The 14,850-nt window shown below is 44.6% G+C and carries 14 protein-coding genes; 9 read left to right on the top strand and 5 right to left on the bottom strand.

Annotated elements, in window-relative coordinates; genetic code table 11:
- The first annotated feature begins 80 nt into the window (after window positions 1-80).
- From accB to cysM, 9 genes are all read left to right on the top strand, one after another.
- On the top strand, window positions 81-551 hold the full coding sequence (gene accB / locus FO440_RS03185; protein WP_144246775.1) for an acetyl-CoA carboxylase biotin carboxyl carrier protein: 471 nt from the start codon (window positions 81-83) through the stop codon (window positions 549-551).
- A 152-nt stretch (window positions 552-703) separates the two neighbouring features.
- The gene (gene accC / locus FO440_RS03180) at window positions 704-2,044 is read left to right on the top strand and encodes an acetyl-CoA carboxylase biotin carboxylase subunit (protein WP_144246774.1); all 1,341 of its coding nucleotides are present in this window, start codon (window positions 704-706) and stop codon (window positions 2,042-2,044) included.
- A 65-nt stretch (window positions 2,045-2,109) separates the two neighbouring features.
- A complete protein-coding gene (gene tatC / locus FO440_RS03175) occupies window positions 2,110-2,961 on the top strand; it encodes a twin-arginine translocase subunit TatC (RefSeq protein WP_144246773.1) in 852 nt (283 codons plus the stop codon).
- A gap of 12 nt (window positions 2,962-2,973) precedes the next feature.
- A complete protein-coding gene (rpiB, locus tag FO440_RS03170) occupies window positions 2,974-3,408 on the top strand; it encodes a ribose 5-phosphate isomerase B (protein WP_144246772.1) in 435 nt (144 codons plus the stop codon).
- An 88-nt stretch (window positions 3,409-3,496) separates the two neighbouring features.
- Entirely contained in the window at window positions 3,497-4,885 is a 1,389-nt protein-coding gene (locus FO440_RS03165; protein ID WP_144246771.1) for a LutB/LldF family L-lactate oxidation iron-sulfur protein, read from the top strand.
- Between the two features lie 3 nt (window positions 4,886-4,888).
- Entirely contained in the window at window positions 4,889-5,449 is a 561-nt protein-coding gene (locus FO440_RS03160; RefSeq protein ID WP_144246770.1) for a dihydrofolate reductase family protein, read from the top strand.
- A gap of 40 nt (window positions 5,450-5,489) precedes the next feature.
- Window positions 5,490-7,466, top strand: a complete 1,977-nt coding sequence (locus FO440_RS03155; protein WP_144246769.1) for an alpha-ketoacid dehydrogenase subunit alpha/beta — start codon at window positions 5,490-5,492, stop codon at window positions 7,464-7,466.
- Between the two features lie 96 nt (window positions 7,467-7,562).
- A complete protein-coding gene (gene epsC, locus FO440_RS03150; RefSeq protein ID WP_144246768.1) occupies window positions 7,563-8,369 on the top strand; it encodes a serine O-acetyltransferase EpsC in 807 nt (268 codons plus the stop codon).
- 1 nt (window position 8,370) lies between these two features.
- Window positions 8,371-9,243 (top strand): cysteine synthase CysM, encoded by an 873-nt coding sequence (gene cysM, locus FO440_RS03145; RefSeq protein WP_144246767.1) that lies wholly within the window; start codon window positions 8,371-8,373, stop codon window positions 9,241-9,243.
- Window positions 9,244-9,253: 10 nt separating this feature from the next.
- On the opposite strand, the gene FO440_RS03140 is transcribed toward cysM, so the two are convergent.
- From FO440_RS03140 to FO440_RS03120, 5 genes are read right to left on the bottom strand one after another with little or no spacing between them, the layout of a single operon-like run.
- Entirely contained in the window at window positions 9,254-10,075 is an 822-nt protein-coding gene (locus tag FO440_RS03140) for a class I SAM-dependent methyltransferase (protein ID WP_144246766.1), read from the bottom strand.
- Entirely contained in the window at window positions 10,075-11,538 is a 1,464-nt protein-coding gene (locus FO440_RS03135) for a B12-binding domain-containing radical SAM protein (RefSeq protein WP_144246765.1), read from the bottom strand. Before FO440_RS03135 ends, FO440_RS03140 begins: the two co-directional genes overlap by 1 nt.
- 3 nt (window positions 11,539-11,541) lie before the next feature.
- Window positions 11,542-12,582, bottom strand: a complete 1,041-nt coding sequence (locus FO440_RS03130) for a radical SAM protein (RefSeq protein ID WP_144246764.1) — start codon at window positions 12,580-12,582, stop codon at window positions 11,542-11,544.
- An 8-nt stretch (window positions 12,583-12,590) separates the two neighbouring features.
- Entirely contained in the window at window positions 12,591-13,325 is a 735-nt protein-coding gene (locus FO440_RS03125; protein WP_144246763.1) for a class I SAM-dependent methyltransferase, read from the bottom strand.
- A 12-nt stretch (window positions 13,326-13,337) separates the two neighbouring features.
- A complete protein-coding gene (locus FO440_RS03120; protein WP_144246762.1) occupies window positions 13,338-14,840 on the bottom strand; it encodes a B12-binding domain-containing radical SAM protein in 1,503 nt (500 codons plus the stop codon).
- Window positions 14,841-14,850: the final 10 nt, after the last annotated feature.

Genomic DNA, 14,850 nt, shown 5'->3' with positions numbered 1-14,850 from the left:
ATCTGCACATTTGCACATCTGCATATTAACCGATAACTTAGATTAAAACACACTATCCAAAAACCCTATAATCTGCAACAATGGATATTAAACAAATACAAGATCTTATACGCTTTGTTTCCAAATCAGGCGTAAACGAAGTAGCAATCGAGCAAAAAGATTTTAAGATCACTATTAAAACAACCAACCAGGAGCAGGTTGTTTACCAGGCAACAGTACCGGTACAAACCGTAGCTGCACCTGCCGCTGCCAGCCCGGCCGCGTTGCCTGCCACCGCTGCTGCAGAACCTGCCGCTGCTGATACCACAAATTATGTGACCATCAAGTCGCCAATGATCGGTACTTTTTACCGCTCTGCATCGCCTGATAAGCCATTGTTTGTTAACGTTGGCGACGAAATAAAAAGCGGTACCGTGGTTTGTATCATTGAAGCGATGAAATTGTTCAATGAGATCGAATCAGAAGTATCAGGCCGCATTGTTAAAGTACTGGTTGATAACGCATCGCCGGTTGAATACGATCAACCATTATTTTTAGTAGAACCTATTTAATTTTAGATTTCACAGATTTATGAGTTGATCACACAGATTATAATTTGATTAGACAGGTGATTTTATCATCAGTGAAATCGAAAGAAATCGGTGTATTTGTCTTTTAAAATCAGTGCAATCATTAAAATAATCGGTGTAATCTTAACAATACTATGTTTAAAAAAATATTAATAGCTAACCGTGGTGAAATTGCACTGCGAATAATCCGTACCTGTAAAGAAATGGGTATAAAAACGGTTGCTGTATATTCTACTGCCGACCGTGACAGTCTTCACGTTCGTTTTGCTGATGAGGCTGTTTGTATAGGCCCGCCTGCAAGTAAAGATTCTTATTTAAATATCCCCAACATTATATCAGCTGCCGAGTTAACCAATGCCGATGCGATCCATCCGGGTTACGGTTTCTTGTCAGAGAATGCTAAATTTTCTGCCATCTGCGCAGAATATGGTATCAAATTTATCGGCGCTACTGCCGATCAGATCAATTCCATGGGTGATAAAGCTTCGGCTAAAGATACCATGAAAAAAGCCGGCGTACCAATTGTTCCGGGTTCTGACGGTTTGTTAGAAAGCGTGAAAGAAGGTATCGCGATAGCTAAAAAAATTGGTTACCCTGTAATCCTTAAAGCTACTGCGGGTGGCGGTGGCCGCGGTATGCGTATAGTTTGGAAAGATGAAGAGTTTGAAAACGCCTGGGATTCTGCCCGTGCCGAATCAGGCGCTGCCTTTGGTAACGACGGCATGTATCTTGAAAAATATGTTCAGGACCCGCGCCACATCGAGATCCAGGTAGTAGGCGACCAGTATGGTAAAGTTTGCCATTTGTCAGAGCGTGATTGCTCTATCCAGCGCCGTCACCAAAAACTGGTAGAAGAAGCCCCATCACCTTTTATGACAGAAAAACTGCGTAAAAGAATGGGCGAGGCTGCTATTAAAGGCGCTAAAGCTGTAAAATATGAAGGTGCCGGTACAGTAGAGTTTTTGGTTGACAAAGACCGCAACTTTTACTTTATGGAAATGAATACCCGTATCCAGGTGGAGCACCCGGTTACCGAAGAGGTGATCAATTTCGACCTGATAAAAGAGCAGATCAAGGTTGCCGCGGGCATCCCTATCTCCGGTAAAAATTACGAGCCAACTATGCATGCCATCGAGTGCCGTATCAATGCTGAAGATCCGTTTAACAACTTCCGCCCGTCACCGGGTAAAATAACCAACTTCCATTCTCCGGGCGGTCATGGCGTACGTATTGATACCCATGTTTACACCGGCTATATCATCCCGCCAAATTATGACTCGATGATAGCCAAGGTAATTTGCGTGGCACAAACCCGCGAAGAAGCCCTGAGCACCATGGAGCGCGCGCTGAGCGAGTTTGTTATTGAAGGGGTTAAAACTACCATACCATTCCACTTAAAATTATTGAAAGATCCAAACTTCCGTGCCGGTAACTTTACTACCAAGTTTATGGAAACGTTTGAATACGCCGAATAATTAAAACTGCCTGACCACAATAAAACGTACTTATCATTCCGGGATTGATACCGGGATAAAAAACAATGAGCGATAACAATTTAGTAAAAGCAATAAAGGATAAGGGCAAAAACCTTGAGGCCGAAATGTCATTCTTTGACCATTTGGAGGCTTTAAGGTGGCACCTGATCAGATCGGCTATTGCCGTTGTTGTTTTTACGGGCATTGCGTGGTGGCAATATGAATTTATTTTCGGCACACTCATCATGGGGCCCATGCATACCGATTTCTGGACCTACCGGATGTTGTGTAAGCTGGGTGATGGATTCTGTGTTCAACATATCAATGCTACTATAATTAATACCGATGTTGCCGGGATTTTTATGTTGAAGATCAATTCATCTGTATTGATGGGCATCATTGCTGGTATCCCGTATATTTTATGGGAGCTGTGGCGCTTTATAAAGCCCGCCTTACTTGAACGGGAAAGAAAAGCGGCCAGGGGGTTTGTGTTTTATGCATCATTACTGTTTTTGATAGGTATTTTGTTTGGATATTATGTTATTGCTCCGGAGTCTATCTCTTTCCTGCTTACTTACAGCATAAGCGATACCATTAAAAATACAATTACCATAAGTTCTTATTTATCAATGGTGGCAACCATAACGCTTATTATTGGTATTGTTTTCGAGTTGCCCATATTGATCTTCATCCTGGCATCGTTAGGTGTATTAACAGGCACATTCATGAAAAAGACACGCCGTTATTCAGTAGTGATCCTGTTGATCGTTGGTGCCATCATATCGCCGTCGCCTGATTTTTTAACTACCATGATAGCTACTATACCGTTATTTGCCTTGTATGAGGTGGGAATTGTTGTGGCATCGATGGTGGAAAGAAGACGTGCAAAAGCGCATGACGACCTGATGAATTCATAAAGTTTTTACAGCATGATAGAAGGATTAAAAATTGCCATTGGAGCGGACCACGCCGGCTTCGAAATGAAAAATGCCCTGTTAACCATCCTGGGCGAGAACGTAAAGGATTTCGGGACATTCTCAAAAGACTCGTGCGATTATACCGACTTTGCCCACCCTGTTGCTTCGGCGGTGGAAAGTGGCGAGTTTGATTATGGTATCCTGCTTTGCGGCAGCGCTAACGGCGTAGCCATTGCGGCTAATAAACACCAGGGTATCCGCGCGGCATTGTGCTATAATGAAGCGGTGACAGAACCTGCCCGCAGCCATACCGATGCCAATGTATTGTGCATCCCTTCAAACTTTGTAACTCTTGAGCAGGCTAAAAAAATTGTAGAGATATTTTTTAATACCGAGTTTGAAGGTGGTAGGCATGCAAGGCGTGTGGGTAAGATAGCTTGCGCGTAGATCAAACAATAACATTCAAGATATGTTGAAAAAAGCGATGGGTTTAGTCCATCGCTTTTTTGTTAATGTAATTCCCTAAATTAGCAGGATGACAAGTATCGCCGAAGAGTTTTTAGTCGACGCTGAGAATAAGGCTTTTGACATTGGCCATCGTAAAATTATCAATTACAACATTGGTAAATACGATGCCGCTGTTAGCCGCGGACTGTCAAGAATTGAAAACCTGGAGAACGCCAAACGCAAGGGCCACGTCATTAAGTGGAAGATGATGGAGAACCTGGACAAGGTACTGCCTGAGTTTGAAGCCAACTTTCAGAAACGCGGCGGTAAGGTGATCTGGGCCAATGATGCCGATGAGGCGAAAAAGGAGATCCTGAACATCCTGAAAAAAGCAGGCACCAAAACTGTTGTAAAATCCAAATCGATGGTTACAGAGGAGATCGAACTGAACGAGTTCCTGGAGCATAACCAAATTGAATCATTAGAAACCGACCTAGGCGAATACATTGTGCAATTGCTGGGGCAAAAGCCTTACCATATTGTAACGCCTGCCATGCACCTTTCAAAAGAGGATATCGCAAAGCTTTTCCACGAACGCTTTGGTATGCCGATAGATTCGACCCCGCAACAGCTTACGCAAAAAGCGCGCGAATTACTGCGTGATAAATATGTACAAGCCGATGTAGGTATAACCGGCGCCAATTTTTTAATAGCCGATACCGGCAGTATAGCCATCAGCGAAAATGAAGGCAACGCCAGGTTAAGTACCTCGTTCCCTAAAATACATATCGCCATAGTTGGGATAGAAAAGATCATCCCCTCAATAAACGACCTCGACCTGTTTTGGCCCATGTTGTCAACCCATGGTACCGGGCAAAACTTAACGGTTTATAATACCATATTAAGCGGCCCACGCCAGGCTAATGAAACTGACGGCCCTGAGGAAATGTATGTGGTACTGCTGGATAATGGCCGTACCAATCTTTTGGCACAAAAAGAACAGCGCCAGGGACTATACTGTATCCGCTGCGGGGCCTGTTTAAATGCCTGCCCGGTTTACAAAAATGTGGGTGGCCATACTTACAATGCACCATATAGCGGGCCCATAGGTTCTGTCATCACCCCGCATTTGCAGGGCATGGAAAACTTTAAGCATTTAAGCTACGCGTCAAGCCTATGCGGTAAATGTACCGAGGTTTGCCCTGTAAAAATAGATATCCATAAAATGCTGCTGCTTAACCGCCGCGACGCGGTTAAAGATGGGTTAGTACCCACCAAAGAAAAATGGGGCTGGGCCATCTGGAAAAAAGGGATGCTGAGCCGTAAGCTGGAAGACTTTTTCAGTGGTAAGACAAAGAACTATTTCATGCGTAAGTTTTTCCAGAAAACATGGGGCCATTTTAGAGAGATGCCTCAGGTTGCCGAAAAATCATTCGCGCAGCAGTGGAAGGAAAAAAATCAAACAGAAAATAAATAAGCTTTGCGAAAAATAATCTTAAACCTGGCGGTAAGCCTTGACGGTTTCATTGAAGGGCCAAATGGCGAAACAGATTGGTGCTTAACCGATCAGGACTACGGTATGGAGGCATTTTTTGCCAGTACCGATGCCATATTTATGGGCCGCAAAAGCTATGACATGATAGATGGTCTGCCCAGCCCATTTGCCGGCAAGCAGATCTATGTGTTTACAGATTCACCATTCCTGATCCAGGATCATGATATCAAGGTTGTTCCCAGCAAAAATTTCCTGAAAGATGTACAAGCTATCCGCGAAGAACCGGGCGAGAACATCTGGCTGTTTGGTGGCGCCGCGTTGTTGTCCAGCTTTATCAACCATAAACTGATCAGTGATTTTGTAATATCGGTGCACCCGGTTATACTGGGTGGCGGTAAGCCGCTGTTTCATGAGATCCGTGAAAAACTTGACCTGTTGCTGTTAGGTACAGAAACCTTTTCGAGTGGCTTAGTGCAGCTTAAATATGTTATCAAACCAAAATTTGATTTCAGTATATTAGATCAGCAACTATCGTCCTTAAATTAGCATCGCTTACGCATAACCTAAATAATCTGTAGCTTAGTATATGATCTTTGACCGGAAAAACCTGGACGATAATGCTTTGGTAGCGATGTATAAAAAATTGCTTTTTCCGCGTGTCATCGAAGAAAAAATGCTGATCCTGTTAAGACAAGGGCGCATTGGTAAATGGTTTTCGGGCATAGGCCAGGAGGCCATAGCCGTAGGCGCGGCAATGGCCATGCAGCCGGACGAATATATCTTACCCATGCACCGTAACCTGGGTGTTTTTACTACGCGTAACGTTCCGTTTAACCGCCTGCTAGGGCAATGGCAGGGCAAGGCATCAGGTTTTACCAAAGGCCGCGACAGGTCGTTTCACTTTGGTACGCAGGAACATAAAATTATCGGGATGATCTCGCATCTCGGGCCGCAAATGGCGCTGGCCGATGGCATCGCGTTGGCAGATAAATTATCCGGGAATAAAAAAGCTACCCTGGTATTTACCGGCGAGGGCGGCACCAGCGAAGGCGATTTTCACGAAGCGCTAAATATTGCCGCTGTGTGGAACCTGCCCATAATTTTTTTAATAGAGAACAACGGTTATGCGCTATCCACTCCAACCAACGAGCAATACGGGGCAAAGAATTTAATTGACAAGGCAATAGGCTACGGAATGGAAGGCCGGCAGATAGATGGTAATAATGTACTGGAAGTTTATCATACCATCAGCGAGATAGCCAAAGAGATCCGCCAAAACCCGAGGCCCGTTTTGCTGGAATGCCTTACTTTCAGAATGCGCGGGCATGAAGAAGCATCGGGCACTAAATATGTGCCGCAGGAACTACTTAACGAATGGCAGGATAAAGACCCGATAACCTGTTTTGAGAATTTCCTGATCGCTGAGAAAGCGCTTAAACCCGAGTGGATCACTTACCTGCGCAGCCAGTTTTTAAAACAAATAGAACCCATTATTGAGTCGGTATTGAACGAACCGGATCTGCAGCCTGATATCGACACCGAATTGGCAGATGTTTACAAACCGTCATCAAGGCCGGCATTTAAGCTTTCGGAAAGATCAAAGGTAGTGAGGTATATTGATGCCATAAGCGATGGTTTAAGGTTGGCTATGCGTAAGTACCCCAACCTGATTATTATGGGGCAGGATGTAGCCGACTATGGTGGCGTTTTTAAACTGACTGAAGGCTTTGTGCAGGAGTTTGGTAAGGACAGGGTAAGGAATACGCCCCTTTGTGAATCTGGCATTGTGGGTACGGCCATGGGGCTTTCTATAAATGGCTACAAAGCAGTTGTTGAAATGCAATTTGCCGATTTTGTGAGTAGCGGTTTCACCCAGATAGTAAATAACCTGGCCAAGACCCACTACCGCTGGGGGCAAAATGTTGACTTAGTGATCCGTATGCCTACTGGTGCAGGTACGGCAGGCGGGCCGTTCCACTCGCAAAGTAATGAGGCTTGGTTTACCAAAACACCCGGGCTAAAAGTGGTGTACCCGGCTTTCCCGGCTGATGCAAAGGGCCTGCTCATGTCGGCCATTGCCGACCCGAACCCGGTGATGTATTTTGAACATAAATACCTATACCGTAACCTAACCGGCGAGGTGCCCGAGGATGAGATTTTCATTGAAATAGGTAAAGCGCGCGTTGTCAGAAAAGGCACGCAGGCAACTATTGTAACCTATGGCTACGCGGTGCATTGGGCGCTTGAATATCTGAATAATCACCCCGAACTGTCTGTTGAAATTATCGATCTACGCAGTTTGCAGCCCTGGGATAGTGCGACAGTAATAACCAGTGTGAAAAAAACTGGCCGCGCGTTGGTATTGCATGAAGATACCTTAACCTGTGGTTTTGGCGCTGAAGTAGCGGCCGTTATTGCCGAGCATTGTTTTAAAGAACTTACCGCCCCGGTTATGCGCTGCGCAAGCCTTGATACGCCGGTACCAATGGATAAAGGCCTGGAAAATCAGTTCTTGGGGAAATCGAGACTGGATGAGACGATGGAACGGTTGTTAAGTTATTAATCACCTGCATCCACAAAATCCCGATACTTTTTACATCCAGACAACAAATTTTTATATAAACTTGCAGTTCAACAGGTAACCAGCTGTTGTAATAAGATGAACGACGAATTTTACCGGCAAATTTTAAATAAGCAGCAACTGGCAGAAGCCGTACCTTCTAACAAGGAAATTACTGCCTGGGCTATGCAGGTAATTCGCCTATTGTTCCCCGAACAGTCTAAGAAAGTATTTATTTCTATAGGGCAATTACAGGACGAATTTGCAAAGCTGGAGGATGAGCTTTTGCATATTATGAATGCTACCAAGGCTTGTGTTGACTGCGACAATAAGAACAGGGCAAAAGGCTTTTTTGAGCAATTGCCTGAATTATACCGCATACTAAATACCGATATACAGGCTATTTTTAGGGGCGACCCGGCCGCGCGCAGCGAGTTTGAGGTGATCCGCACTTATCCCGGATTTTTCGCCATTTCCTTTTACCGACTGGCGCATAGCTTATGGCAATTTGATGTGCCTTTGCTGCCACGGATCTTAACCGAATACGCGCATACAAAAACGGGCATTGATATCCATCCTGCAGCGGATATCGACGAATATTTTTACATAGACCACGGCACTGGGATAGTTATAGGCGAAACCAGCCGGATAGGCAAGAATGTAAAGCTATACCAGGGGGTAACATTAGGCGCGCTAAGCGTTGAAAAAAATATGGCCGATACCAAACGCCACCCTACCGTTGAGGATGATGTAGTGATCTACTCGGGCGCTACCATATTGGGCGGCGAAACCGTAATAGGGCACAACAGTGTTATCGGGGGTAACGTGTGGTTAACCAAGAGTGTAGAGCCCTATTCTACGGTTTATCATTCGCCGTTGATAAAGGTTCTAAAAAACAGCAAATAACATGGCAACACTAATTGACCTTATAGGTAATACGCCGTTGGTCGAGATCAAAAGGCTTAACCCTAACCCAAACGTTAAGATCTACGGCAAATTGGAAGGTAATAATCCCGGTGGCAGTGTAAAAGACCGCGCGGCGTTGAATATGATCCGCAGCGCGCTTGAGCGTGGTGATATTAAAGCGGGCAGCAAGTTAATTGAAGCTACCAGTGGTAACACCGGTATCGCTTTAGCCATGATAGCCTGTTTATATGGATTGGAGATTGAGTTGGCTTTGCCGGCAAGTTCCACTAAAGAACGCGTTCTTGCTATTGAGGCTTTTGGAGCTAAGGTAAGCCTGCACGATGGCATGGAAAAGTCTCGCGACTATGCTGAAGAAAAGGCTGAAAAAGAAGGCTATTTTATCCTGAATCAATTTGCAAACCATGATAATTACATGGCGCACTACAAAAGTACCGGGCCTGAGATCTGGCGTGATACTGATCAGCAAATTACGCACTTTGTAAGCGCCATGGGTACTACCGGTACCATTATGGGCTGCTCAAAATATTTAAAAGAAGTAAATCCGGCTATCCAGATAGTCGGTTGCCAGCCTACAGAGGGTTCGTCAATCCCGGGTATCCGCAGATGGCCCGAGGCTTATTTGCCTAAGATCTTTGATCCATCAATGGTTGACCGGGTTATGGACATAGCTGAAGAAGACGCCGTAAATATGACCCGCAGAATGGCCCGCGAAGAGGGTGTATTTGCAGGTATGAGCAGTGGCGGCGCGTTATCGGCAGCTGTAAAATTAGCCGGCGAGTTAAAAGAAGGCGTAATTGTATTTATTTGCTGCGACCGTGGCGACAGGTATTTAAGCACTGATCTTTTTGGATAAATAGGTTACGTTATCTCTTTTTTAAGGAGATAATATAATAATCGCCAATAAAACGCCATGGCCAGCTAAAGCGGTAACGGTCTTCCATTTTTTTTAGCCAACGGTAGCTGTTGGGATGCTTTTCGGCAAAATGTTCGATGTATGATGGCGGCACAATGGTGCACAAGCCCTCAACCGATAATACGTCAAATGATTCTTTGACAGTATGGATCACGTACGACGGATCATAATACCAGCAGGTAAAATAAGTACCCTCTACATGCGCCGTTACCCCGTTTTTGCTGAACCATCTGCGGGTAGCTGTTTTAAACATACCCTTAAACAGCAATAACGATTCCCATAAACAAAATTTAGGCAGGATTACCAATGTGGCTATCCCATCCTTGTTAAGCAAACCGGAGAGAGAAAGCAAAACTTTATCCAATTCGCCGGTGCAGTTAAGCCCTGCGAAATTGGAGAAGACCTGGTCATATGGCCCCCTTTTTTTAAGTCCGTCCAATTCTGTGAACGAACATAATTCGGTAGTTATTAAACTATCGAGGCCATGTTTAGTAGCCTTCTCGCGTAGTTTTTGTTGCATGCCTTCGGCTATGTCAGTGGCATGCACATGATGGCCCAGCCCTGCGAAAAATGTAGCATCCTCGCCGGTGCCGCTGTTTAGTTCAAGGATGGATGCATTAGGTCTAAGGTATTTCAAAACATGCGCGCGCACCCTGTCACGCTTGTAATTTACTATCGTGTTGCCCGAATAGATCTCATCAAATATGGCCGATTGCGCCGAGAATGCTTCGGCTGCATATTGCTCGTTGATGTTTTTCGCAACCATTTCCATTACGCTTTCTCTAACTGGTTAAGTTTTAGCCACTCAATAAAAGTTGCCGGGGTGTAGTAAAACACAGATAAGGCTTTTTTTAAGCCAACTATACTTATGTCCAATGGATTTTTGATCAGTTTAATCAGGCTGTTTTTTGCCAGGTGCATATGATAGTTTTTATGCACGTATTTATGCAATTGCTTGTAATAGGTTGGGGCAAAAGTATTGGTAAACATCAGCGCCATTTCGTCTGAATCTGTCCAGTTTGTTTTTTTCTTCAGGTCGGCTTTCACGCGGTCATAAAATACGGTTCCGGGCAACGGGTATGATACCGAGATGCCAATTTCAAAAGGTAACAGTTCGTTTATCATTTTTATGGTTTTCGCGATATCTGCCTTTTCCTCGCCGGGGTAACCAAACTGTATAAAGAAGGATGGTTTAATACCGGCTTTTTTCATGGCTTTTGTAGCGATATGGATCTGCTCGATAGTTGTACCCTTATCCATGGCATCCAGGATCTTTTGCGATCCGCTTTCGGCACCTATCCAAACATTTTCGCAGCCTGCAGCGGCCAGCGCGTTAACCAATTCTTCTTCAATCAACAGATCGGCCCTCGACTGGATCTTGAACCTTGTCCGCAAATTTTCCTGTTGAATTAATTGAGCAAACTCTAATACCCAGCCCGGTTTTAAACCAAAAATATCATCGCAGAACCAGATGTGGTCAATAGGGTAACGCTCTTTGAGCATCTTCAATTCTTTGATCACATTTTGCGGGCTGCGCGAGTTATACCGGTTGCCGTAAATAGGTTTGGCGCACCAGTTGCATTTAAAAGGGCAGCCGCGCGTAGTACCCATGTTGATAGAAAAATAGCCCGCGTTTTTTAGCCAGCTATCGCGATAGGGTTCAAGATTCACCAGGTCCCAGGCAGGTAGGGGCAAACTATCCAAGTCTTTTAAAACAGGGCGCGCAAGCGTTTTTTGTACTTTACTTGCTTTATTAATAAAAGCCAACCCGGGGATAAATTCGGTATCCTTATCACCCGCTTTAATATGATTAACTAATTCTAATAAAGTTTGCTCGGCTTCACCTATCAGCACAAAATCAGCGCCCTCTCTTAAATATTCTTCGTAACGGTCAGTCGAATCAGAGCTCGAAACAATTACGGTACAGCCCCTGGCTTTTGCCATTTTACACATATCAAAAGCGGCCTCGCGCATGTTGGTGAGGCACATTTTTGTCAGGTAATTAAAGCCATCATCATATATCACAAAAAAATCAGGCGCAAGCTCTTTCAATACCGATTCAACCTCGGCTGGGTCGGCAACAAACATGGTATCAAATAAAGACACGTTGTAACCATTCTCGCGCATCAATGACGCTGCATATAATGTACCCAGCGGAGCATAGGGTTGGCCTATCGACCATTGTTTAGGATCGAACCGTAAGAAATAGGAATGTGAAAAAAGTATATTATTCATATCCTATAATGATGCAAGCGGTGATAAATTTAAACTGCAAACACATTTTACACAGGTTGGGTTAGCGCTCATATCCAGCGTCCGCCTAAAGTTGATAACCTCCGGGGTATTTAAAATGTCATCCAGTGAACTATTCCTGATATTGCCGATAGTATCATGGAAAAAGCAGGGCCGTACGCTGCCGTCGGCTTCAACTACGGTTGATACCCACGGCGCATTACAACGTTTGTATGGAAAGGGATTTAGCCCGTAAAATGCCGCATAGTAATGGTAGATATCCTCAATTTTATCAACAGACTCGGCTATAAAACCATTTTCAAAATCATCCACATGATCGCTGATCAGTTTGATCAGGATCTCGGCAAATTCGCCCAGTTCTTTTTCCTGTACCAGTACCTCATGCTGTTTTGGTTCGCTCCAGGCGGTTTGACGATTAAAGGCATGGCTGCTTACATCTGCAGGTAAAAAACTTATTTGGTCTATCCCCATGTTTTTAGCAGCATCAATTATTGCCGGCCAATTCCTGAAATTTAGACGATGGATCACTGTGCGCGCCGTGATTCGGTATGTAGGATCCGAAGCCTTGATATGTTCAACACCCTCTTTTAATTTTTTAAAAGCGTTAGGGATGTTACGGATAGCATCATGCATGGCCTCGTCGCCGTCTAAGGATACCACCATATCGTCCACCCATTTTAAAAGCTGGTCTGCATTGTTTTTTATGGACAGTCCTGTGGTAAGCAGGCTTACCTTGATGCCTTCGTTTTTAAGGATCTCGCAAAGCTTAAAAAAGTTGGTGTTCAACAATGCTTCACCGCCCGACATAACCACCCGCCTGGTTTCGAGTTTTTTAAGCGATACCAACAGATCGGTAACATCCTGTTCGGTTAGCTGCTTCAGGTTTTTATTGTCCTTCCAGATATCGCACATCACGCAACGGCAGTTACAGGCGCTATGCGGCATCAGGATTACTATTGGCAGGGCCGAGATCCGGTGCGTTTGCAGCGTGCGGTAACGTTTGTAGGTATGTGCTATGGATTGCATCTATTCTATTATTTATTAATAGCGATCCAGTAAAACGGATCTTTTTTAAACAGGCGGTTTAACAGGCCCGCCGGGTTAAACAATACCCGGTAATTAAAGCCCCAAAACTCGCTTATGTCGTGATGAAAATAGTGATCGGCCATTTCAGGAATACCCATATCGGCATAATAGCTGCGGCAACGGGCCGCGGCCCTGGCGGCTTCCATAGGGTTATAAAACGGTGTATCAATAATGTGGATCTCGCCGCCACGGTTCAATATCCGCGCAGCCTGTTGTAAAACACTCACCACCGATGGGAAATATTGTAACGATGCCGCGAAAACTATGATATCAAACCGCTCTTTTTCAAACGTGTTGTCGTTAAAGGCATCGTACACAAATTCAAGGTTTGGCTTTTTAAATACCCGGTTGGCCTGGCTGATCTCTGCCATGTTCACATCAAGGCCGGTAACGTAGCATTCAGGCAATGCCGCCATTTTTGCCGAGAGCCAGCCATTACCACATCCTACTTCCAGTATGCGTAAAAACTTATCTTTTTTAAGCAGATAAGCAAACAGCCGGTCGCATGAGTGCTTTCTTATTTCCCACTCTTTCGAGTGGCTGTCAAAATCTGGTAATGATTGTAACTGCGCGTCGGTGTATACCTTTTTTTCATGCTCTCTTACGGCAATATAAAGCTCTTCAAAATCCGGCTTGCGGCGTTTTGAATGTCTTAATGCTTTATTTTCAATACTCAGGTCCAACGGTCAATCTATTTAAAATCCCTGTATCTCGGGCTGGCGATATTTCCATACCCTTTGCAACAGCTTTATCTCGTACGGATATTTATATACATTAATTTTATACCTTAAGGTTGATACAGCCTTTATGGCCGCGCGTTTCAAAGCGTTCAGCCTGATATCAGTTGTTGTAGGATAAACCCCGTTCAGCACCGTTTCAAAATTCCTGATCTTGTCTATCATCTCGGCGGTTAACCAGGGAGTCAGCGGGTTTTTACGCAGGTCGAAATTCTCCCAGGCCGGGCTTATCCAGTCTTCTAACGTTTGCGGAAATTTAAAGCCACTGGCCAAAACCTGCTTATACATTTCAGACCCCTCGGTAGGTACCGGGCTGTAGGTATAAATAATGATCTCTGTTTTGGGGTTGATGGCTTTTACCTTTTTAATAAAATCTATTTCAAAATCAATTTGTGCCATTACCTGCTCAGCTGTCGGCGCGGGCGTACCCAATACAAATGAATATTCAGGTATGATGTCAAATTTCTTTAAACGTTCGGCAAACTCTAAGATCTGGTCGCCGGTTTGGGTGCCGCCTTTGTCCATTTGCTCTAGTATGGCATTGTTACCGCTTTCGGCCCCGAAGAATATAATTTTACACCCGCCGCGGCGGATAGCTTCTAACGACGAATCTTTAAACTTGCTCATGGTGTCAATGCGGGCCATGCCCCACCAGGTCATGTTTTCGGGTTCCATCAGTTTTGAAAACTCGACCGCGCGTTTTTCTGATACAAAGAAATTGTTGTCATGAAACTCAACGGCGGTAGCTCCCCATTTATCCTTGATATATTTAACGTCTTTATAAACGGTCTGTGCCGATTTTGCTTTCCATCGTGCTTCATAAATAGGTACCACCGCGCAAAATGAGCAGGTAAATGGGCAGCCAATGCTGGAATGATAAGCTAGTGTTTTTTCGCCCAGGTAGGTTTTCCCTAAAAACTTGGGGATAGGGTACATTTCGTTCAGCTTATTGTAGGGTAGTGGCGGTAATGTGTCTTGTTCTATCAGGTCCTCTTTAGCGGTTTTTACAATGCGGCCATCTGTGCCCTGGTAGATCAGGTTTTTAATAAACTCATAAGGCTGATCATTTTCCAAGGCATCTATCAGCGCCGGGAACGCGTGGTCGCCGGGGCCGTTTATAATAAAATCTACAAAGTTTGAATACAATACCACATCAGGCTGATTGGACGGGAAATAACCGCCCCAGATCATTTTGGTAAAAGGGTATTTTTGCTTAACTGTTTTTGCCGCAGTTATGGCCTGCCTCAATTGCGGACCTGGCATTACGGTAAACCCCAGGTATTTAAATTCGCCGGTGTCCAGGTATGATTCTATCTTTTTTAAAGGATCGGCCTCGCAATTTCCATCAACAATAACCCATTCATATTTCCCTTCGATCGAGGCCGCGATGTTTAGAATAGAATTCGGGATCCTGTACTTGGCGTTAGCGCTTTTGGGATTAAACAACAGTATTTTATTCATTTTCAGTTTT

Source organism: Mucilaginibacter corticis (assembly GCF_007558865.1).
Classification (GTDB): domain Bacteria; phylum Bacteroidota; class Bacteroidia; order Sphingobacteriales; family Sphingobacteriaceae; genus Mucilaginibacter; species Mucilaginibacter corticis.
Note: the sequence above shows the minus strand (reverse complement) of the source record. Positions and strands in the feature narration are given on the sequence as shown.

Coding starts and splice junctions, on each gene's coding strand:
- accB (WP_144246775.1), top strand. CDS start 81: ATGGATATTAAACAAATACAAGATCTTATACGCTTTGTTTCCAAATCA.
- accC (WP_144246774.1), top strand. CDS start 704: ATGTTTAAAAAAATATTAATAGCTAACCGTGGTGAAATTGCACTGCGA.
- tatC (WP_144246773.1), top strand. CDS start 2,110: ATGAGCGATAACAATTTAGTAAAAGCAATAAAGGATAAGGGCAAAAAC.
- rpiB (WP_144246772.1), top strand. CDS start 2,974: ATGATAGAAGGATTAAAAATTGCCATTGGAGCGGACCACGCCGGCTTC.
- FO440_RS03165 (WP_144246771.1), top strand. CDS start 3,497: ATGACAAGTATCGCCGAAGAGTTTTTAGTCGACGCTGAGAATAAGGCT.
- FO440_RS03155 (WP_144246769.1), top strand. CDS start 5,490: ATGATCTTTGACCGGAAAAACCTGGACGATAATGCTTTGGTAGCGATG.
- epsC (WP_144246768.1), top strand. CDS start 7,563: ATGAACGACGAATTTTACCGGCAAATTTTAAATAAGCAGCAACTGGCA.
- cysM (WP_144246767.1), top strand. CDS start 8,371: ATGGCAACACTAATTGACCTTATAGGTAATACGCCGTTGGTCGAGATC.
- FO440_RS03140 (WP_144246766.1), bottom strand. CDS start 10,075: ATGGAAATGGTTGCGAAAAACATCAACGAGCAATATGCAGCCGAAGCA.
- FO440_RS03135 (WP_144246765.1), bottom strand. CDS start 11,538: ATGAATAATATACTTTTTTCACATTCCTATTTCTTACGGTTCGATCCT.
- FO440_RS03130 (WP_144246764.1), bottom strand. CDS start 12,582: ATGCAATCCATAGCACATACCTACAAACGTTACCGCACGCTGCAAACG.
- FO440_RS03120 (WP_144246762.1), bottom strand. CDS start 14,840: ATGAATAAAATACTGTTGTTTAATCCCAAAAGCGCTAACGCCAAGTAC.